The organism is Pseudomonas sp. efr-133-TYG-103a, assembly GCF_030209235.1.
Lineage (GTDB): Bacteria > Pseudomonadota > Gammaproteobacteria > Pseudomonadales > Pseudomonadaceae > Aquipseudomonas.
In genome coordinates, this window is sequence record NZ_JARVSK010000011.1 from 148,588 (window position 1) to 169,720 (window position 21,133).

19 protein-coding genes are annotated in these 21,133 nt (G+C 61.3%); 6 read left to right on the forward strand and 13 right to left on the reverse strand.

Translation table 11 applies throughout. From position 1 onward, the window contains the following. Positions 1-128 precede the first annotated feature (128 nt). The 8 genes from solA to QRN36_RS09380 all read right to left on the reverse strand — a co-directional run bounded on the left by solA (position 129) and on the right by QRN36_RS09380 (position 8,543). The gene (gene solA / locus QRN36_RS09345) at positions 129-1,307 is read right to left on the reverse strand and encodes an N-methyl-L-tryptophan oxidase (RefSeq protein ID WP_285423807.1); all 1,179 of its coding nucleotides are present in this window, start codon (positions 1,305-1,307) and stop codon (positions 129-131) included. A gap of 115 nt (positions 1,308-1,422) precedes the next feature. Further along, positions 1,423-2,646, reverse strand: coding sequence for an MFS transporter (locus tag QRN36_RS09350; RefSeq protein WP_285423808.1), 1,224 nt, complete (start codon positions 2,644-2,646; stop codon positions 1,423-1,425). Positions 2,647-2,749: 103 nt separating this feature from the next. Further along, positions 2,750-3,613: a LysR family transcriptional regulator gene (locus tag QRN36_RS09355; protein WP_285423810.1), complete on the reverse strand. Its 864-nt coding sequence runs from the start codon at positions 3,611-3,613 to the stop codon at positions 2,750-2,752. 68 nt (positions 3,614-3,681) lie between these two features. Beyond that, the gene (locus QRN36_RS09360) at positions 3,682-4,983 is read right to left on the reverse strand and encodes a dicarboxylate/amino acid:cation symporter (protein ID WP_285423811.1); all 1,302 of its coding nucleotides are present in this window, start codon (positions 4,981-4,983) and stop codon (positions 3,682-3,684) included. Between the two features lie 43 nt (positions 4,984-5,026). Further along, positions 5,027-5,968, reverse strand: a complete 942-nt coding sequence (locus QRN36_RS09365; protein WP_285423812.1) for a D-2-hydroxyacid dehydrogenase — start codon at positions 5,966-5,968, stop codon at positions 5,027-5,029. A 22-nt stretch (positions 5,969-5,990) separates the two neighbouring features. Next, a complete protein-coding gene (locus tag QRN36_RS09370) occupies positions 5,991-6,374 on the reverse strand; it encodes a VOC family protein (RefSeq protein ID WP_285423813.1) in 384 nt (127 codons plus the stop codon). Then, on the reverse strand, positions 6,371-7,336 hold the full coding sequence (locus QRN36_RS09375) for a hydroxymethylglutaryl-CoA lyase (RefSeq protein ID WP_285423814.1): 966 nt from the start codon (positions 7,334-7,336) through the stop codon (positions 6,371-6,373). Before QRN36_RS09375 ends, QRN36_RS09370 begins: the two co-directional genes overlap by 4 nt. Before the next feature lie 16 nt (positions 7,337-7,352). Then, on the reverse strand, positions 7,353-8,543 hold the full coding sequence (locus QRN36_RS09380) for a CaiB/BaiF CoA-transferase family protein (protein ID WP_285423815.1): 1,191 nt from the start codon (positions 8,541-8,543) through the stop codon (positions 7,353-7,355). Between the two features lie 114 nt (positions 8,544-8,657). Between QRN36_RS09380 and QRN36_RS09385 the strand changes: the two genes are divergently transcribed. Beyond that, a complete protein-coding gene (locus QRN36_RS09385; RefSeq protein ID WP_285423816.1) occupies positions 8,658-9,557 on the forward strand; it encodes a LysR family transcriptional regulator in 900 nt (299 codons plus the stop codon). 15 nt (positions 9,558-9,572) lie between these two features. On the opposite strand, the gene QRN36_RS09390 is transcribed toward QRN36_RS09385, so the two are convergent. The 4 genes from QRN36_RS09390 to QRN36_RS09405 form a co-directional block, all read right to left on the reverse strand. Further along, a complete protein-coding gene (locus QRN36_RS09390; RefSeq protein ID WP_285423817.1) occupies positions 9,573-10,121 on the reverse strand; it encodes a nuclear transport factor 2 family protein in 549 nt (182 codons plus the stop codon). A gap of 239 nt (positions 10,122-10,360) precedes the next feature. Continuing rightward, positions 10,361-11,359, reverse strand: a complete 999-nt coding sequence (locus QRN36_RS09395; RefSeq protein ID WP_285423818.1) for a zinc-binding dehydrogenase — start codon at positions 11,357-11,359, stop codon at positions 10,361-10,363. A gap of 70 nt (positions 11,360-11,429) precedes the next feature. After that, the gene (locus tag QRN36_RS09400; RefSeq protein WP_285423819.1) at positions 11,430-12,401 is read right to left on the reverse strand and encodes an alpha/beta fold hydrolase; all 972 of its coding nucleotides are present in this window, start codon (positions 12,399-12,401) and stop codon (positions 11,430-11,432) included. Between the two features lie 70 nt (positions 12,402-12,471). After that, entirely contained in the window at positions 12,472-13,116 is a 645-nt protein-coding gene (locus QRN36_RS09405) for a glutathione S-transferase (protein WP_285423820.1), read from the reverse strand. 94 nt (positions 13,117-13,210) lie between these two features. Here QRN36_RS09405 and QRN36_RS09410 point away from each other — a divergent pair, with 94 nt between their 5' ends. Both QRN36_RS09410 and QRN36_RS09415 read left to right on the forward strand, forming a co-directional pair. Then, entirely contained in the window at positions 13,211-13,768 is a 558-nt protein-coding gene (locus tag QRN36_RS09410) for a TetR/AcrR family transcriptional regulator (protein WP_285423821.1), read from the forward strand. Positions 13,769-13,938: 170 nt separating this feature from the next. Then, on the forward strand, positions 13,939-14,565 hold the full coding sequence (locus QRN36_RS09415; protein ID WP_285423822.1) for a TetR/AcrR family transcriptional regulator: 627 nt from the start codon (positions 13,939-13,941) through the stop codon (positions 14,563-14,565). Positions 14,566-14,677: 112 nt separating this feature from the next. On the opposite strand, the gene QRN36_RS09420 is transcribed toward QRN36_RS09415, so the two are convergent. After that, a complete protein-coding gene (locus QRN36_RS09420; protein WP_285423823.1) occupies positions 14,678-17,413 on the reverse strand; it encodes a glycoside hydrolase family 3 protein in 2,736 nt (911 codons plus the stop codon). A gap of 470 nt (positions 17,414-17,883) precedes the next feature. On the opposite strand from QRN36_RS09420, the gene QRN36_RS09425 reads away from it, so the two are divergent. The 3 genes from QRN36_RS09425 to gspF all read left to right on the forward strand — a co-directional run bounded on the left by QRN36_RS09425 (position 17,884) and on the right by gspF (position 21,125). Further along, positions 17,884-18,111 (forward strand): hypothetical protein, encoded by a 228-nt coding sequence (locus tag QRN36_RS09425; protein ID WP_285423824.1) that lies wholly within the window; start codon positions 17,884-17,886, stop codon positions 18,109-18,111. A gap of 84 nt (positions 18,112-18,195) precedes the next feature. Next, on the forward strand, positions 18,196-19,920 hold the full coding sequence (gene gspE / locus QRN36_RS09430; RefSeq protein ID WP_285423825.1) for a type II secretion system ATPase GspE: 1,725 nt from the start codon (positions 18,196-18,198) through the stop codon (positions 19,918-19,920). 2 nt (positions 19,921-19,922) lie between these two features. Next, positions 19,923-21,125 (forward strand): type II secretion system inner membrane protein GspF, encoded by a 1,203-nt coding sequence (gspF, locus tag QRN36_RS09435; protein WP_285423826.1) that lies wholly within the window; start codon positions 19,923-19,925, stop codon positions 21,123-21,125. Positions 21,126-21,133 lie beyond the last annotated feature (8 nt).

The window sequence follows — 21,133 nt, forward strand, 5'->3', positions numbered from 1 at the left end:
GGTGGGAACTCCAGGCACATGAATGTGCCGATTTTGTTGTTATGGGTTCGAAACACCGACGGGATGGTACTGGCAACCGAAAGATGAATAATAATGAGATATTTCCATTGATTGATAACGCACGGTTATCAAGTCAACGTGCTTTCCTTGAGCCGCGCCAGCGAAAACGAGGACAGGTCGAGTTCGGATTTCCCATGCAGGCACCACTGCGCAAACGCCTCTCCCAAAGCTGCGGAATGTTTGAATCCGTGACCCGAACAGGCCGACACCACCAGCGTGTTCGGCAAGGCGGGATGCTCATCGATGATGAAGTGCCGATCCGGGCTGACGGTGTAGGCACAGACGGCCGATTTCACTACCGTCGAAGACACCCCGGCGATGCGACCTTGCACCTGTTCCTCGAACATCTGCTGGCCCTGCGCTGCCGAGACGGTCCTGTCCATGGCCGCCGGCGTCGAGCTGGTTCGGTACTGCGCGGTGGCAATTTTCAGGCTGCCCTCACCCTCGATCGCGGGAAACCCGTAATTGACCCCGTCGTCGCCTTCGCCGTGGGTGAAGATGAACGTTGGCGAGCGCCCCACCAGGCGGGCGTCGTTCAGGGCGAACCAGAACAATCGCTGGGGGTAAACTTTCAGCCATTTGCCGAACGGCTCTCCCAGCAGATCGCCCGTCCAGTTTCCGGCAGTGATCACCAACTTGTCGGCGTGAAGCGTCCGTTTGTCGGTAGTGATGACGACACCATTGTCCTGCGCAGCGATGCCGGTGACCGTTTCACCTCTGAACAGTGTGGCGCCGTTGCCCTGAGCCAGCTTGAGCTGAACGTCGATGCAGCGCTCCGGACGGACGAACCCGCCTCCAGGCTCGAAATACCCCACGGCACTGTCCAGCACATCGGCGAACTGAGGAAAGCGTGCGCGGATCTCGTCAGCGCCCAGTACCTCATGGTCAATGCCGTATCTGACCGCCAGATCGATGGTGCGCAGCGTGAAATCGTCTCTGTCGTCAGGGTTGAAATCCGGGCGGGATGTCAGCACCAGCAACCCGGTCTGCTCGAACAGCGACGCCCCTGACAACGCCTCAAGCTCGCGCCAGATGCGATGAGCATTGCGCACGATGGGCACGTATTGAGCGCCCTCTCCCACCGACAACCGGGTGATGCGCGTGTCGCCATGGCTGGAACCCTGATCATGCGGCGGCGAAAACCGGTCTATTCCGGCGACCCTGACGCCCGATCGGGACAATTGGTAAACCGTGGCCGCGCCCATGGCGCCCAGGCCAAGAACGACGCTGTGGAAGTGCTCTGTCACTGCCGGTGCTCCGTGCAAAAACCGTTAGTTGAGCGGCAAAACCGGTTTCGATCAACCTCCGCAGGCAAAAGTGGCGCTGCCGGCGTGAAAACGATATTGGCTGGCGGACGCAGGATTACCGAGCGATCCCATCCCGACGCGCTACTTCAGCGCCGTTTACCTGATGCGGTGGCCGTCTCCAGAGCATCAGCAGCGCCGCGCCGGCGAGGCTGGCGATGATCAGCGCGAGACTGGTGATCCCCACACCCAGGCCGAAGAAGTCGATCAGGTAACCGGTCAGTACCGGGATCGCACCGGCCGGCACATAACCGCCCATGTTGAAGATCGCATTGGCTTCGGCTCTGCGCTGTGCAGGAACGTTCTGCGCGATCAGGGTCAGCCCGCCCAATTGCCCGACACCCTGCCCGGCACCGGCCAGCAACGCTGACACGACCAGCCAGGTGACGGAGTGGGTCTGCAGCGCGATCCATAGCACCCCCATCGATGAGAGAGTCGCGACCCCGCTGAGCGAGAACACCGCGCGACTGCTGAACCGCTTGGCGATCAGCTGCACGACCACCGCCATGAAGAACATCGCGAACGCCATGGAGCCTGTGGCCAGCGGACTGTTCACCCCCATGAACGTGCCGATCAGCTTGGGACCGAGCGAGAGGACGAAGGGCGTGGAGGTGATGCCGGGACCGAAAAACGCGATCCCCCGCAACACCACACCAAGGTGCTGATTCTGCACCTTGGGCAGGCGCGCCTTGAAAGCTCCGGTGCCAAGCTTGAGGTTCTTCTGATTGAGCAACGCCAGCAGCGCGATGCACAGAATGACGATTTCAATACGGAAGACGGTGTGGATGGCGTCTGCACAATACTGCGCGATCACCCCGGCCAGCAAAGGGCCGCTGCCAGCGCCGGCGACCATCGCCAGGGAGGCGATGAGCGAGGCGAACGGCTTGCGATGGGGCGCAGCGTGCTCGACAACGTTGGCCATCCCGCCCGTGACCACCAGGCCCACCGCAACCCCTGTCAGAAAGCGCGCGAACATCAGGACGCCGATGCTGCCCGCCTGATCGAACAGGCACGCCGCGATGATCGCAAGCACCACGCACGGCAACAGCAGCGCCTTGCGGCCGTAATGATCCGACAACTGCCCCGCCACGGTGAGCGTGAGCAACAAGCCGACGATGTAGCAGGCGAAGATGACGGTCACCACGCCCGACGAAAACCCGAGGGCGTCTTGCCAGGCGCTGTAGAGCGGCGTCGCCGCATTGGACAGCATGAAAATCGCGACCACGATCCATGCCGTACGAAACACGGCCAGCGAGCCGTGCAAAGGTTGGGTACCGCTCATTGCGAAAAGCCTCTCATCACCTGAATGTCAGAATGCTGACTAGGGTAGAGAGCTGCCCGGTGGCGGCCTATTTCCTAAATGTACATATGAGGTGTGAAAAAATTCACAGCCCTTGGGTCTGCGCGATGCCTTCCATCAGGAAATCCAGGACGGCGCGGATTTTCGCTGCGCTGCGCAGATCCTCGTGAAACGCGAGCCAGAGCGGCAGTTCAAGCGGCACGGTGTCGGTGTCGACGTCTGCCTGGGTCAGTCCATATTCCTTGCCGAGAAACTCCGGCAGAAACACGATGCCGGCATGGCCGACGGCTGCCAGTGCCTGTATCCGCAGGTCGTTACTGGTGACGCCAAGCGCCCTGCCGTGCAGGCGCTCGAGCAGCCACTGCTGCTGAGGCGAATCCTCCATGCTGCGGTCATAACCGATGAACTCGAACGCCGCAGGGTCGCGTCGCTCCAGGTATTCCTTGCTGGCGTATGCATGAAAACGCAGCGAGCCCAAACTCTTGGCGACTACGCTCTGCTCTTCCGGTCTGCTGAACATGATGGAAATATCGGTTTCCTTGCGGGCCAGGGATGCGGTGGACTTGGCACCGACCAGGCGCAGCTGCAACCCGGGATGGCGTTCTCGCAACACACCCAGGCGCCGCGCCACCAGCGTCCCGAGATAAGCAGGAGGCGCGGACAAGGTCACTTCACCTTCAATACGCCCCTCCTCACCGTCCGCGAAACGCAACAGGGCGAAAGAGGCCGCCTCCATCTGCGCGGCATATTCCGCGACCCTCATCCCATCCTCGGTGAGTTGGTAGACACGGCCTCGACGATCCACCAGCTTCATGTTCAACGAGGTTTCCAGCGCAGCGATACGCCGCGCCACGGTGGCGTGTTCCACTCCCAGCGAACGCGCCGCGGCCGCGAGGGAGCCTTCGTGAGCGAAGGCGAAGAAAAAACGCAGGCTATCCCAGTCAAACATGGTGATCATCAGGTCAGTAAACGGCAGGGTCTTCAGTGAGCGCGAGGCATAGCTTAACGGGTGCAGCGTCACTCGCCCAACTCGCGCTTGAGTTGTTCGCGATCCAGCGCGCCATCCCAGCGGGCGACGAACAGGGTCGCCACGCCGTTGCCGATGACGTTGATCAAGGCGCCGCCTTCGGAGATGAAGCGATAGACGCCGAGCACCAGCACCAGTCCTGCTGCGGGGATCACGTCGATCGAACCCAGCGTCGCAGCCAGCGTGATGAACGCACCGCCGGTCACGCTGGCTGCGCCTTTGGAGGTCAACAGCAGGATCAGCAGCAACGTTACCTGGTGATAGAGCGAGACATCGATGTCCAGCGCCTGGGCGATGAAGATCGCCAGCACGGTCATGTTGATGCAACTGCCGTCCAGGTTGAAGCAGTAGCCCGATGGCACGACCAGGCCGACCGTGGATTTCTCGCAACCCAGCTTCTCCAGCTTGCCCATCAGGCGTGGCAGCGCGGATTCGGACGACGAAGTCCCCAAGACCAGCACCAGTTCTTCGCGGATGTACTTCAAAAACTTCCACAGGCTGAAGCCGGCGAGTCTGGCCACGATGTTCAACACCACGAAGACGAACACCAGACCTGTGACGTAGTAGCACACCAGCAGGTTCACGTAGGCGCCCAGTGACTGCACACCGTACTTGCCGACGGTGAACGCCATGCCGCCGAATGCCCCCAGCGGCGCCAGGTACATGACGATCTTGAGCATGCGGAAGAACGCTTTGGCGATCAGGTCAATGGTGTTGAGCAACGGCTTGCCGACATCGCCCATCAACTGCAGGCCAAAAGCGAACAACACCGAGATGAACAGCACCTGCAGGATGTCACCTTCGGTGAACGCGCCGAACACCGTCGTTGGCACGATGTGGGTGAGGAATCCCACCACTGACTGATCGTGGGCGGCCTTGGCATACCCGGCGATCACCGAAGGGTCCAGCGTTGCCGGGTCGATATGCATGCCGGCGCCGGGTTTGAACAGGTTCACGCCGATCAGGCCGATCACCAGTGCAATCGTGGTCAGCACCTCGAAGTACACCAGAGACTTGAAGCCGATCCGTCCGATGCGCTTGAGGTCCTGCATGCCGGCGATGCCGCTGACCACCGTGCAGAAAATGATCGGCGCAATGAGCATCTTGATCAGTTTGATGAACGTGTCGCCCAACGGCTTCATTTGTTCACCGAGCCCCGGGCTGAAATGGCCCAGGATCACACCCAGAATGATCGCCGTAAGCACTTGAACGTACAGGTGGTGATAGAACGGTTTGCGGCGTGGTGCCGCCGCGGTTATCTCATCCACTGTAGTGCTGATTGTTTTTGTCATGGCTCTGCCTTCTTGTTGTTGTTTTAACGAATGGCTGACGGGCTCAACTCACCACATTGATCGGCTTGTTGGCGGCGAACGCGCTGATGTTCGCGGCGAGTACGGTTTTGAGGCGCGCCACGCTGCTCTGACTGGCCCACGCCACATGCGGCGTGACCAGAAGATTCGGATGATCGCAATGCAGCAGTGGGTGGTCGGCCTGCGGTGGCTCGGCGTACAGCACATCCAGCGCAGCGCCTCCCAGTTGCCCCGATGCAAGGCCTGAAAGAATGGCGTTCTCGTCGACCAAAGGACCGCGCGCGGTATTGATCAGCAGCGCGCCGGGTTTCATCTTGCTGATCTCGGCCGAACCGATCAGATAGCGGGTCTGAGGTGTGAGGGGGCAATGCAGCGTCAAGGCGTCTGCCTTGGCGAGTACCTCCTCAAAGGCGGTGTAGCCCACGCGCACCCGGTCGGCCCCACGGTGTTCGGCGAACAGCACGTTGATCTCCAGCGCTCTGGCGAGGCGCGCAACACGGCTGCCGATATCGCCCCGGCCAATGATCCCCAACGTAGAACCCTGCAGGTCCTGAATGGGGGCGCCATGCACACAGAAATGAGAGGACTGGGGCCATTGCGCTGCCGACGCTTGACGGTACGCCAACAGATGGCGGCGCATCGCGAACAGCGAGCCGATGACCGACTCGGCGACGCTCACAGCGCTGTAGGCCGGGACGTTACACACCGTGACGCCTTGATCCCGACAGGCTGCGATATCCACGCAGTCGTAGCCGGTAGCGGCCACGCAAATCAGCTTCAGACGTGGCAACTTCTCCAACGCCTCACGGCCGATACGCACTTTATTGGTGATTGCGACGTCAGCATCAGCCAATACGTCGACGACCTGATCCAAGGCTGTTTTTTCGCGCACGGTCCAGCCTGTGGCTTCGGCCGGACGCTCCATCGGGGTTGGCAAGCTCGCGCCATCAAGGAACACGACATTCATCGGGGCTGCCCTCTCACTGTGATTATGGGTTGAGTGGCTCGGAGATCTCGATCAGGTTCAGATCGGGATCACGCACATAAACCGAACGGATGGGGCCTGTGGCGCCCGTCCTCTGTACCGGGCCTTCGATGATCGGCCACGCCTGCGCCTCAAGATGAGCGACGACCTGGTCAAGCGGCGTGCTGGCGATGAAGCACAAATCCAGCGCGCCGGGCACCGGCAGGTGCGCCTTGGGCTCGAACTCATGCCCTCGCACGTGCACATTGATTTTCTGCTTGCCGAACACGAATGCGACGCGGCCGTTGCCGAAGGTCTCTTCGCGCATGCCCATGACGCGCACGTAAAAATCCCTGCAGGCGTCCGCGTCGAGGGTGGTCAGCACCAGATGGTCAAGATGATCGATCACTGCGCACGCTCCAGTTCCGGGTTGGCGACCTGCTTGCTCAGCGTGTGCACGTGTTCAGGAATCGGATGCAGATCCAGACGGCGCCCGGCCTTGAGGATCTGGCTCGGGGTGTCGTGCCCGATCAAGCCCGGCAACTGCGCCGACGCCGCTAAAACGCGATCCACATTCATGCCGGTGTCGTACCCCATCAAGTCGAGCATGTGCACCAGATCCTCCATGCACACGTTGCCACTGGCGCCAGGTGCGTAAGGGCACCCGCCCAGGCCACCGAGGGAAGCGTCGAAGCGGTCGATACCCGCCTGCAGGGCGGCCAGGGTATTTGCCAGTGCCATGCCGCGGGTGTTGTGGAAGTGCAGGGTCAGTTGCAGCTGCGGAAAGCGCTCGCGAACGGCACGGGACAACGACTCGACCTGCGTCGGGTATGCCATGCCGGTGGTGTCGCACAGGGTGATGCCGCGCACGCCGAGTTCGGCAAAACGCTCCACCCAACCCAGCACGTCGCTGTCGGGGACGTCGCCCTGCATCGGGCAGCCGAACACGGTCGACAGCGACACGTTGACCGCCACCGGACCGTTGCCGATCACCCTTACGACATCCTTGAGCTGAGCGAACGATTGCTCTCGGGTCATGCGCAGGTTCGAACGGTTGTGCGGCTCGCTGACGGACATCACCAGGTTGGCCTCGTCGATGCCGCAGCCCAGCGCACGTTCAGCCCCGCGGACGTTAGGCACCAGAACGGTGTATTCGACCCCTGGCTGACGCGTGATGCCGGCCATCACGGCCTCGGCGTCGCGCAACGCCGGGATCGCCTTGGGTGAGGTAAACGAAGTCACTTCGATCTTGGCGTAACCACACTGGCTCAACTCGTTGATCAGAGCGATCTTCTGCTCGGTTTCGATGAAGGTCTTTTCGTTCTGGAAGCCGTCACGGGTTGCGACTTCCTGCATGAACAAGCGTTTCATTCAGGCTACTCCGTTATCAGATCAGGCCGCGGCTGCGCCACGACTCGCGAGTGCTCGCGTCGATGCCGAGCCGTTGAAGGATTGAATCGGTGTGCTGGCCCAGCGTCGGCGCGCGGGATTGAACCCGGCCGGGCGTGGCCAGGAGCTTGGGCACAATGCCGGGCAGCGTGACGGCCGTACCGTCGTCGAGCGTGCCGGGAAGCAGCATGTCGCGCGCCTGGTAATGCGGGTCTGCAGCGATGTCGGAGGCGTCGTAGATCTTCCCGGAGGGAATGTTGGCGGCCTTCAATGCGGCCAGTACCTCGTCGAGCGAGCGCTCGGCCGTCCACGTGGAGATCGCCGCGTCGATTCTGGCGACGTGACGGACACGACCGTCGTTCTGTGCAAGCTCCGGGTCATTGGCCAGATCCATCCGGTCGATCTGTTCCATGAGCCGGCGATAAATGCTGTCGCCGTTGCCTGCGATCAGGGCGTACTTTCCATCCCGGCAACGGTAGGCGTTGGTGGGTGCGATCCCGGGAAGGCTGCTGCCAGCAGGTTCGCGGACCGTGCCGAAGACCGAATACTCCGGAATCAGGCTTTCCATCATGTTGAAGACCGACTCATAAAGCGCGACGTCGACCTGCTGTCCGGCGCCACCGTTCTGCTCTTTATGACGCAGGGCAAGCAGCACGCCAATCACACCGTGCAGTGCGGAAAGTGAATCGCCGATGGAGACGCCGACCCTGACCGGTGTGCGGCCAGGCTCACCGGACAGATGCCGCAGCCCGCCCATGGCCTCGCCGATCACACCGAAGCCCGGCAGGTCGCGATAAGGGCCGGACTGGCCGTAACCGGACACCCGGAGCATGACCAGACCGGGGTTGATCGCCGACAGTTCTTCCCAGCCCAACCCCCACTTCTCAAGGGTGCCCGGGCGGAAATTCTCAATCAGAATGTCGGCATCTTTGATCAGCCGCTTGACCACGTCATGGGCTTCAGCCTGACGAAGGTCCAGCGTGAGCGACTGTTTGTTCCGAGACTGAGCGGCCCACCAGACGGAGGTTCCGTCGTGAAGCAGGCGCCATTTGCGCAGGGGATCGCCAGTGACAGGCGGTTCGATCTTGATCACTTCGGCGCCGAATTCGGCAAGCATTTTGGCGGCGAACGGCCCAGCGATCAGCTGACCCATTTCAACCACCTTGATACCTTCCAGCGGTAGGCTCATGACGTTTTCCGTTCTTGTTGGAGGCGATGGGTGGATAGTCCCTCCAAAACGAACGGATGAGAATTTCAAAGTTTTCCACTACTCTTTCCTGAATGGAAACAGTAGGAATAAGACATGCTTAACCTGCTTCAGCTGGATCTGATTTCACTGCGCCTGCTGGTGCTCACCGCCGACAGTGAAAACCTGACCAAGGCTGCCGAATCCGCGCACATGACCGTCTCCGCCGCAAGCAAGCGCCTGGCCGAAATGGAGCGCGTGACCGACTGCACGTTATTCGTCCGGCTGGCCCGTGGTCTGCAGCTGACACCGGCCGGCAGAGGCCTGGCCGAACACGCCCGGCATATCCTCGAAGGCGCTCAACGCATGGCCCATGACGCCAGTGATTACGCGAGCGGCGTGCGGGGTCACGTGAGGCTGTTCGCCAACACCTCGGCGATCATCCAGTTTCTCCCCGACGATCTCGCGACTTTCCTGACCGCAAACCCTCACGTGCGCATCGGCCTCGAAGAAGCCCTCAGCGACATGACCATCCAGGCTGTGGAAGACGGCCGTGCGGACATCGGCATTTTTGCCGACAACGTCCCCGCACCCCGGCTGCAAAAACGGCCGTTCAGACGCGACAGGCTGGTGGTGCTGGCACCCCAGGATCACCCGCTGGCATTGCGCGAAACCGTGACGCTGGCCGACACGCTCGACTTCGACTACGTCGCGTTGAACCAGGGCAGCTCACTGCTGCGAAGGATCAGCGACGCGGCCGCCGGCACCGGGAAGATCCTGAAAGTGCGCATCCAGGTCAGCAGCTTCGACGGCATCTGCAGGATGATCAACGCCGGACTTGGCATCGGCATCCTGCCGCTGGGATCGGTGCACCCTGAATTGCTGGTGAGCAAATTACGCGCGATCCCCATTGAAGGCGACTGGGCGACGCGTACCCTGTTCGTTGGGGTCGCCGACCCACAGCGGCTGTCACCGGAAGCCGCCAACCTCTTCAATTACCTGAGCCAACTTGAGTGATCATGCCGTCACGCCTCAGGCATTTTTGAGTTTAGGCATGTACGGAGCCAGTTCGGCCGGGTCGGTGGTCGGCGGGTCCAGTCGGGGGTTGATGGTTGACCCGCCGATGTACCGCTCGAAGACTTTCCAGCCGTCTTCCGTCCGACGCAGCCGATCCATCATCGGCGAATACAACCAGATGGCGGGCAGACCATCAGGGCTTTTGATGGCTTGGCCATCGCCCAGCGCGGCCGCCGACTCCGGCGATGCGTAGCGCACCAACAGATTCTGATAACGCACCACCACGCCGTCCTCGTCGGCGTCGACGATGTGGTTGGTGGCGTGTCGGCTGACGCCCGGAATCAGGTAGGGATAGTCGCGCTCGAAAAACTGGCGCATCTCACCGCGACCGTTGAGGGTGCCATGAAAGTGGTAGGCGACTGCGTCGGGTAAAAAAGCATTGAGCATCGACTCCACGTCCCAGGTTTCGAACCACCAGTTAAGCCGGTTCACAAAGTCGATCGCGCTGATGCGATCAGCCGGATCGACGTTGCCCAGGGATGGGATATCAGGAAATGGCTTCACGGTTAACTCCTCGATTTCATGGACGATATTTTGATGTGCAATTACACAATATGACTCAAAAGCAGGCGCCAATCCGTGAGGTCGGCGCTTGGAATATTTGATGACGCCCATCATATGTGTATATGCACAGGTGTCAACCGTGACCGGGAAGCTGAGTGTTAAATGACGCGCATTGGCTCATTCCCGTCGCTGATACCCTGTTGGGCAACCGGGCCTCGCGGCCCGAGGTAAACCTGTCGTCAACGCCCCGGATCGAGCACGATGACGCCCTGCACTTCACGACGTTCCAGTAATGCGTGGGCATGGGCGGTGTTGCTCAATGGCAGCACGGCGCCGATCACAGGCTTGAGTGTGCCGACGTTCACGCCGTCCGCAAGAAAACGCAGCGCCTGGCGAATCAGTGCCGGGCGCTGAAAGAACGTCGGCAGGTAAACCCCTGCCAGCGTCTGCGCATTGGCCATCAGTCTGCGCGGCACGAACGCCTCGCCGGGGCCGCGCGTCGAACCCACCACCACGCAACGCCCGAGCATGGCCAGGCACTCGAAGTTCTGATCGAACACCTCAGCGCCGATGGTCTCGAGAATGACGTCCACTCCGCGTCCCTGCGTCAGGGCCCGGACGTGCTCGGGCCACTGCGGCGTGTCGTAGCTGATGGCATGGTCCGCGCCCAGGCTGCGCACGAATGCACGACGACTTTCGGTACTGGCGGTGCCGATCACCGTCTGCGCGCCCATCGCCCTGGCGATTTGCACCGCAAGGCTGCCGACCTCGCCTGCGGCGCCCTGGATCAAGACGCTCTCGCCTGCCGCCAACCGACCGCAGACGTTGAGGGCCAGGTACGCCGTCACGCCTTGGCACGGCAGCGCGGCCATGGCGACATCGTTGGCCGATTCGTCCAGCGTCACCAGCAGATCGGCACGGGCAACGACCTGCTGCGCGTATGCCCCTCCGGGCATCAGCGCCATGACTTTACTGCCCAGTAGCGTGGGCTCGACGCCCTCCCCCAGCCGCGACACCCGGCCGACGACTTGCAGGCCCGGGACATGGGGCAGCGTCACGCCACCCACCCGTGTCTCCGAACGGTTATAGACCCCCATCCGCTCACGGATATCAGGGAAGTTCACGCCAACCGCTGACGTATCGATCAAGACTTCGCCCACTCCCGGCGCAGGCGTCGGCAGATCGAAGTATTCGAGCACTTCAGGGCCGCCGAAGGCGCTGAACTGGATCGCTTTCATGAGTGCGTTTCCTCAGGCAATGATCGCGACAATAGAGCGCTGCCGAGCGGATCGGCAGCGCGATGAAGACTTACCGGGTCCCGTTGAGGAACAGCGAGGCATGTTTCACAAACAGCTCGGGGTACTGGTAAATCGCACCGTGGTTGGAGTCGGGATAAATGACCAGTTGCGCGTTTGGCAGGTGCTGCTGCAGCGTCACGTCGTTGGCTGTGTAAAAGACGATGTCGTTGCTGCCGGACACCACCAGCGTCGGCTGCCTGATGTTTTTCAGGTAGTCGTTGGCGTTGTCGGCAGGTTTGCCCCAGCCGGCGATGGCCGCGGCCTGTGCCGGTGCGGTCTTGCTGTTGACGTCGACATCGCGATTGATTTTGCGCGCCCTGAGACGGGTCAGGAACTCACGCCCGGCGGCCTGGCTTTCTGCGCTCTGGGTGAAGAACACGTCCAGCAGCAGCTCGTCCGGCACCTCGCGCTTCTTGGCCAGATAGCCCTGGAATTCCGGGGTCAGCGAAGCCATGCCTACGCCACCGCGCGGCGAAGAACCCACCAGAATCAGACGACGCACCAGATCAGGGTGATCCAGCGTCACTTGCTGGGCGATCAGGCTGCCCATCGAAAAGCCCAGCAAGTCCGCCTGTTTCACACCCAGCGCCTTGAGCAGGCCGGCCGCGTATCGGGCCATGTCCTCGATGTTGTCCGGCACTTCACCGCTCGAACTGGCGACGCCTGCGTTGTCGAAAAGGATGACCTCGCGATCACGGGCAAAGCCGTCGATGACTTTAGGGTCCCAGCTGTCGAGGTTGCCCACGAAATGCTGAAGAAACACCAGCGGCACCCCGCCTGCTTTGCCAAACCGGCGATAGGCCAGGTGAGCGCCATCGACATCGACGAACCGAGTGGGCGCGGTCTGATGGGTGTACCCATGGGCGGCCTTGGGTTGCGCTGGCGCAGGCGTGGCGTTGGCGGAGAGGATCGAGCACGCAGCCGCCATCAGGGCGACGGCCACAGTCTGGCGCAGCGCCCAACGAGGATTGAACACGGTCATTTGAAAACACCTGAGAATCAGAACGGATGGAAGGAAAGATCGCCCCGATCTCGTCGACCGGGGCACGGCGTCAAGCCGGGTTTTTCACGCTGGGACGTTCTTGCACCTTGGCTTGCCAGGCGGCGAGCGCGGTGCAGTTTTCGGGGATCTGGATGCTGGCGAAACCAGCGAAAATCAGCCCTGCGAAGACAGTAATGTCGGCCATCGAGAACTGCTCACCGGCGATGTACGGCTGAGTGCGCAAGACCTGATCAAAGTACTGCATGCCCGCCAGCGCCTTGTCCCGCTGACGATTGCCCCACTCGACGCGACCTTCCCAGTCCGGGCTCTTGTAGGGTTGCAGGGCGGCGCCCAGACCTGGTGTCGCGTGGTGGAAGTAAAAACCCACGGGATCCGATAGCTCGGATTCGGCGCGCTTTTGCATCATATGGATGACGCCTTTCTCTTTGGCCGTCTTACCGGTGAGCACTGGATTGCCGTCCAGATGGTCCAGGTACTCGGTGATGGCCGTGCATTCGGAGAGGTAAGTGCCATCGTCCAGCTGCAACACCGGCACGGTACCCAGCGGATTGATCTCCAGAAAGGCTGGCTGCTTGTGCTCGGCGGCTGGCAGGTCGACTTTGATGAACTCGACGCTGGACGCCAGGCCCTTCTCCGCGAGGACAATTCGAATGCGCAGCGGGTTGGGGAAACCGGGTATATCGAAAACTTTCATGCGTGCTCCATAGCTATCTATCTACTGGTAGATATACAATGGCGACAGATTTTCAGGCTGTCAACGTCTATCTATCGATAGAGAGGTAAATTTCATGGACACACGCGAAGTCATCATGTCGGCCGCTCGCAAGATGGTGCAGACCCGTGGATACAACGGGCTGAGCTTCAGGGAGCTGGCGAAGGAAGTGGGCATAAAAAGCGCGAGCATCCACTATCACTTTCCCACAAAAGGGGATCTGGGCGCGGCGCTGGCCAAGCGTTACACCGAAGACGGTCGCGCCTATCTGCAGGCGCTGCGCGGCAATACGGATGATACGGCGGTGTGGATCAAGGGCTACACCGATGTCTTTCGCATGGCATTGGTGGACGATAACCGCATGTGCCTGTGCGGCATCATGGCCGCCGAATATGACGACCTGCCCGCTGAGGTGCGCACGGAGGTCGACGGTTTCACTCAGCTCAATGTGCAGTGGCTCACCGAGGTTCTGGCCATCTGCCGACCGCAACTGAACAGTGAGGAGCAGGCGCTCCAGGCCCTGGCGATTTACGCCGCCGTCGAGGGTGCGCAACTGATCGCCCGTGGCCGGGGCGACATCGGCGTCTACGACACCACCATCGAAACCTATCGCAAGGCCGGGCTTGTGCCTTGACGGCGCTCATGCCCGTACGGGCTTGTGTCCGCTGGCTCAAGGGTGCCAGCGGTTTTGAACAGGCCACCCAGGCATCGCAAGGCCGACGACACGCCACACTGGCGACCGAGGGGAAAGCTCACGTAAAGTGGGTGCCCTGAACTTTGCCGGTCGTCACGAACAAGGTCGATATGCCAGAACATACGTCAGACTCCCCTCCCCGCACGCGGCGCGCGCCCAAGGGCGAGAAACGCCGTGAAGAGGTGCTCGACGCCGCACTCGGGCTCTATTCGCTGGAGGGCTACGCTGGCGCGTCGATTGCCCGGATCGCCGACCTCGTCGGCATTTCGGTGGCGGGCGTGCTGCACCATTTCCCCAACAAGGTCGCCTTGCTGATGGCCGTGCTGACGCGGCGCGATGAGGTCAATCAGAAGGTGGCCGACGAGGTCCAGAGCGAACCGACCCTCGATGGCTTCATTGAAGGGCTGCAGCAGATAAACCGCTCTAACGCCACGGCACCGGGCGTCATCCGGGCGTTCAGCATCCTCAATGCCGAAAGCCTGGTGGACAGCCACCCGGCCTGGGAATGGTTTCAGTCGCGTTATCAGATGATTCACGGACGCATGCGTGCTCGCCTGGATTACCTCGTGGCGGCCGGTGAAGTGCGTGGGGATGTGGATCTGGACGGGGTGATCCAGCAAGTGCTGGCGATGATGGACGGCTTGCAACTGCAATGGCTGCGCTTTCCGGACAAGGTCGATCTGGTGAAGAACTTCGAAAGCTACATGGCACAGGTCAAGCGCGACATTCAGGCGTAAAAGATCGGGGTGATGCCTTGCAACCTGCGTTGCGAAGCGATCACCCCGACTTCCGATGGCGACAGGACCGGACATTGACCTCGAGGGTCAGCCCCGGCCCCGCGCCCTTTTATCAGTACTCGGTGTTGCCGTCGTAATCGGCGTTGCCGTTACTGTCGTCGACACTTTCATCCTGATCGAAGACACCACCGGTCTTCACGGCAGGCAGCGTGACCTTCACCGAGTTCAGCGCCGAACGCGGCAGCGGGTTGCTGGTGGTGGTCGACAGCTCCTGGCGGAACGAGTTGACCAGTTTGGCGTTGAGACGGATGTCATCGGAGGCGGCGCCCACGGCAATGTTGAAGGTGTCGGCATCGACCACCCACTGCTTGCTGGTGTCGTCGTAGTAAGCCAGCGAGCGGTCGTTGAGCTCGATGGTCACGTGACGGGTTTCACCCGGTTGCAGGAAGACCTTCTTGTAGCCCTTGAGCTCCTTGACCGCGCGCTCCACTTTCGGGTTCTGCTGACCCACGTACAGCTCAGCCACTTCGGAACCGGCACGCTTGCCGCTGTTGGTCAGGTCAAAGGAAACCTTGATCGGCGTGTTGCCCACGGCAACGCCCGGCGTCACCGAGATATTGTTGTAGCTGAACTGCGTGTACGACAGGCCATGACCGAAGGCGAACAGCGGCTTGGTGCCGGTCTTGTCGTAACCGCGATAGCCGAGCATCGCCAGGTCATTCTTGTAGCTGATTTCCTTGAGCGTGCGGGTGTTATCGAAGTGCGGGAAATCCGCGTAAAGCGGGTTGTCTTCGATATTGCGCTCGATACTGATCGGCAACTTGCCCGACGGGTTGACCTTGCCGAACAGGATCTCGGCCAGCGCCTGACCACCGTTCTGGCCCGGGTAGAAGGCGTGCAGCGCAGCCGGAACCTGATCGATCCAGTCGCTCATCTTCAAGCCGGTTCCGCCATGCATCGTGACGATGGTGTTCGGATTGGCTTTGGCGATGTTCTGGATGAGCTCGTTCTGGTACTCAGGCAAATCGAAGCTGTGGTCGAAACCCTCGCCTTCGTATTCGTTGCTGTTGCCCACTGCCACGACCACGGCGTCGTACTTGGACAGGTCCTGCGGCGCGGTCAGGGATGCCCAGGCCATCTGCACGCCGACCAGGCCGCCCATGGTGGACAGGTAACCGTCACGGCGCGAGTACTCAAGCTTCACGTCGTAGGCCTTGCCGGCTTCCAGCTTGATCTTGCCGGAGACCGGAATGGTCGGTGGGATGCTCTTGTTGGTGATGTTCTCGCCATCGCCGTTGTCGATGATCTTCTCACCGTTGACCCACAGGCGCACCGCACCGTCGGCACGCACTTTGAACACCTGCTCGCCACTGGTGACCGGCGTCATCTGACCGCTCCAGCGGATCGACGTATTGGCCGTGTCGCCGTTGCTTGGCAGATCGTCCGTGGACCAGTCCATGTCGACATGGGTGTCGATGCGCGTGGCCGATGGATCACCGGACCAGTTGGCGTTGGTGAAGAACTCGGTCTTCAGACCGGCAACGGCGTTGCCCTTGCTGTCAGTGGTGGTCCAGGTCGACGCGGTCGGGTCCAGCGACAGGCCGTCGAGGAACTCGACCTTGGCACCCGGTGCCATCTGCTGCAGCCCGCTCAGCTCGCTGACGTAGCGGGTGGCGTCGACGTGGGCACTGCCGAAACCGGTCGGTGGCGCATACTTGGCCAGATCGCCAACCACAGCGATTCGCTTGACCTTCGACTTGTCCAGCGGCAAGACATCGTTCTGGTTTTTCAGCAACACGATGCCTTCACGGGCAATGTTCAGCGCGACCTTGTTGCTGGTGGCGCTGTTCATGTTGTGCGCGGTCAGCGGTGCGAACTTGTCGAACTGGTACAGGTAGATGTTCTTGAGGATGCGACGAACCTTGTCATCGATGGTCGCCATGTCCAGCTCGCCGCTGTCCAGGTACGGCTTGAGCACCGAGCTGTTCATCTGGCCGCCCATCATGTCCAGATCCGAGCCGGCCTGAGCGGCAGGCAGACCGTGAACGATGGCGTTGTAGTCGCTCTGCACCAGCCCTTTGAAGCCCCATTCCTTCTTCAGGATGTCGGCGATCAGGTGCTTGTTCTCGCAGGCGTACTCACCGTTCACCTTCTGGAAAGAGCACATCATCATCGCGACGGTGCCGTTCTTGGTGGCCGACTCGAAAGGCGGCAGGGTCATCTCGCGCAGCACGCGCTCGGGCATGACCTGGTTGAGGATGAAGCGGTTGGTTTCCTGATCGTTACCCGCGTAGTGCTTGGCTTCGGCCCAGACACGGCGCTGCTGGATGCCGTTGATGACCGCAGGACCGAGGCTTGCGCCCAGGAACGGGTCTTCACCGGAGAGGTACTCGAATGCCCGACCGCTCCACGGCATGCGATACAGGTTCATGCCGGGACCGGTCACGAACTGATAGCCGCCGGTGGCAGTGTCGTAACCCAGCGCGCGGCCGAAGTCGATCGCCCGACGCGGGTTGAACGTGGCCGCAAGGTTCGGGCCGGACGGATAGACCACGCCTGGATCGTTGCCTTCGCTGGTGTAGCGAATGCCCGCACCACCGTCCGCACCGTGGATCTGCGGTACGCCATACTGGGACAGCGGCTTGACGTCCCAGCCACCGATACCGCCGATGTACGCCAGCTTCTCTTCCTGGGTCATCTTGGCCAGGGTTTTCTCGGCGGCCTTGTCTGCACGCACTTCCTTGGCGGCCAACTGCTCTTGGGTGGTCGTTGCCGCATTGGCGTGACCGATGGCCAGACTCAACAATGCCAGTGCCGAATGTGCACCTAAAGTTCTACGGGTTCGCATAAGAAAAAACTCTCCATATATCGCCTGCGCGCAATTGTCGCAGTTGACAGGCCACAACCCTTTTATTCCGGGCAATACGTCGCCTATACCGAAGTTCCGAATAGAAACGGCGAACAAAGGAATGTGGCGCACCTGCAAGCAATGAACTTGGGCGATAGGTCAGGTAAAACCAAAGTTACTGGCACAGCGCCAGCTAATACGCGGTGAATCGCCGCGTCATTTAAATTAAGGCAATTGTTTTTAGTTGAAGTCAAACGAAAATATCAACAATGAAAAATATCGGAAATTTTTTGATACAGTCGCTGAACTCTCGCTAAACCTACAGGTCTGTAGGTTTAGCAAAAATGATCCGAAGGTCCTTGAAGCGCCCGTAAACATGGGGTTTCAGTTGGCCTCGCAGCCCAGGAAAAGCCTCTGGGTCAACGCCTGACGTCATCCCAACACTCGTTGCACATCTGGAGAATCATCACATGAAATTGCCACTACTTGCCGCTGCTGCCGCCATGACCTTTGCAGTTGCCGGCACCACGCTGGCCGCAGAGTCGAGCACCACGGAATCGGTATCGGGCGCACCTGACTCAACCGTCATGACCCAGACCCAGAATGTAAAAGTCGATAAGAAACAACATAAACAAGTTCAAGCGGACGAAAACAAGCGTGGCCGTCCAACTGAACAGTCGTCGACTTCTGCCCACTGAATGACAACTTACCGTAATCACTTACAACCGATGAGGGGACTTTAAACAGTCCCTTCATAGTTTGTCGCTAATTGAAGCCACGTCGTGTCCGATACTCTCAAACCTGTCCGTCTGGAACAACTGACCGAGCACCCGTCAGAAGCGTTGTGCGCCTGGCTGTTGGCGAATGCCGGACTCAAACCGGGTGATTTGGATCGGGCGCGCCGACTGGCACACGAATCCCCTGGCAGTTCGCTGACCGAACTGCTGACACGCTTGGGTCTGGTGTCCGAAATGGACATGGCCCGGGCGTGGGCGTCGACCCTCGAAGCGCCGCTGCTGATTGCCCACGCAGTGCCGGTGCCCGATGAAACGTCACCCGCGCTGAGCGAGCGCTTTATGCGCCACCACCGATTGCTGCCCATCGGCCGGCATGCCGACGGCGTGCACGTGCTGGCTGCCAATCCCGCCAATGTCTATGCCCTGGAGGCCGTCCGTTACGCCAGCCAGACGCCCGTCTACGTGTCGGTCGGTCTGGCGAACGAGGTCGACGGGCTGATCGAGCGTTTCTACGGCCAGGGCCGTTCAGCCATGGGCTCGCTGATCGAAACCATGGATGAGCACAACGGCGCCGAAGAAGACATCGAACACCTCAAGGACCTTGCCTCCGAAGCGCCGGTCATTCGCCTGGTCAACCTGATCCTGCAGCGGGCGGTCGAGCAGCGGGCGTCGGACATTCATATAGAGCCGTTCGAAAACCAGCTCAAAGTGCGTTACCGCATCGACGGTGTGCTGCATGAAGCCGAAGCGCCACCTTCCAGCTCCTCGGCTGCGGTCATCTCGCGCCTGAAAATCATGGCCCGTCTGGACATCGCCGAGCGGCGTCTGCCGCAAGACGGCCGCATCATGCTGCGCATTCAGGGCAAGGAGCTGGACTTGCGGGTGAGCACGGTGCCCACCAGTTTTGGTGAGTCGGTGGTCATGCGCCTGCTCGATCGCCAGACCGTCAGCTTCGACTTTCCGAGCCTGGGCATGGACGGCGAGCGCCTGCAGAATTTCCTCGACGTGCTGGAAAACCCTCACGGCATCCTGCTGGTCACCGGCCCCACCGGCTCGGGCAAGACCACCACGCTGTATACCGCCCTGTCTCGTCTCAATACCGCCGAACGCAAGATCATCACCGTTGAAGACCCGGTGGAATACCAACTTGAAGGTATCAACCAGATTCAGGTCAAGCCTGCCATTGGCCTGGACTTCGCCGGCGCGCTGCGCTCCATCGTGCGTCAGGATCCGGACGTGATCATGATCGGCGAGATGCGCGACCTGGAGACCTGCCGCATCGCAATTCAGTCTTCCCTCACCGGCCACCTGGTGCTGTCGACCCTGCACACCAACAGTGCGGCGGCAAGTATCACGCGCCTGCTCGACATGGGCGTGGAAAGTTACCTGATCGCGTCGACCGTCAAAGGCATTCTGGCCCAGCGACTGGTGCGCCGCCTCGACCCGCTGACGCGCATTGCGTTTCAGGCGCCGGCCGAACTGGTGGCCGAGCACGGCCTGGAGCGTTTCACCGATCAGCGCCCGATCATGCTGTACCGTCCCGCCACCGATATGCCTGGTGGTGGCTACCACGGGCGCAGTGCAATCACCGAACTGCTGGTGATGAACGAAGAACTGCGCAGCCTGCTGATGCGCCAGGCGGACGCTGCCACCCTGGAACAGGCCGCGCGCCGGGGCGGACTGCGTACGCTTTACGAAGAAGGGCTGCGTCAGGCCGTGGCCGGCGTGACGTCCCTCGAAGAGGTGCTGCGCGTCACGCGCGGCGATTGATCATGGCGCACTTCAAATACCGAGCGCTGGACGCCGAGGGTGTCGCCCGGAACGGCTCACTGGAAGCTGCCGATCAGCAGGCGGCCGCCGCGGCCCTGCAAAAGCGCGGCCTGTTGCTGCTCAGTCTGGAAGCCGGTGCCAGCAGGGGCATGGGTGCTGCGATGCGGCGCAGCGTGCTGAACGGCGCAGCGCTGGTCAGCCTCACTCAGCAACTGGCCACCCTGCTGGGAGCGGGCCAGCCGCTCGAGCGTGCGCTCGGCACGCTGCTCAGGCAAAACCACGACCCCAGACGTCTGGCGCTGTTCGAGCGGGTGCGCGAACAGGTCAAGGCCGGCAAACCGCTGAGTCAGGCGCTGGAAGAAGAGCACGGCCAGTTCTCCAGCCTCTACATCAGCATGGTCCGCGCCGGTGAGGCTGGCGGCTCGCTGGAAAATACCCTGCGTCAGCTCTGCGAATACCTGGAGCGCAGTCAGAAGCTGCGCGGTGAGGTGGTCAACGCACTGATCTACCCGATTTTTCTGGTGGTGGGCGTGTTGGGCTCACTGGCCCTGCTGCTGGCGTATGTGGTGCCGCAATTCGTGCCGATCTTCCGCGATCTGGGCGTGCCGATCCCATTGATCACTCAAGCCATTCTCGGCCTGGGCGAGTTTCTGAGCGCGTACGGCCTGCTGCTGCTCGGCGCCGTGGTCGCGACGATCTGGAGCATCGCGGTGCTGCGCCGCGACCCGCAACGTCGGCAACGACACGACCGGCGCGTGCTGTCGCTGAAAGTCATCGGCCCGCTGCTGCAGCGTGTCGAGGCCGCCCGACTGGCCCGCACGCTGGGCACCTTGCTCAGTAATGGCGTGGCCCTGCTGCAGGCCATGAAAATCGTGCGCCAGGTCTGCGGCAATCACGCCCTGCGCGCCCAGGTGGAGCAAGCGACCGAGTGGGTCAAGGGCGGCGGCACCCTCGCCCAGGCCTTTGGTGCGCAGCCGTTGCTGCCAGAACTCGCGCTGCAAATGATTGAGGTCGGTGAACAGGCCGGCAACCTCGACAGCATGCTGCTCAAAGTTGCAGACGTTTTCGATGTCGAGGCCAAACGTGGCATCGACCGCATGCTCGCGGCGCTGGTACCCAGCCTGACCGTGGTCATGGCCGTCATGGTGGCGGTGATCATGCTGGCCATCATGCTTCCGCTGATGAGCCTGACCAGTAACATTTGAGGAAATAC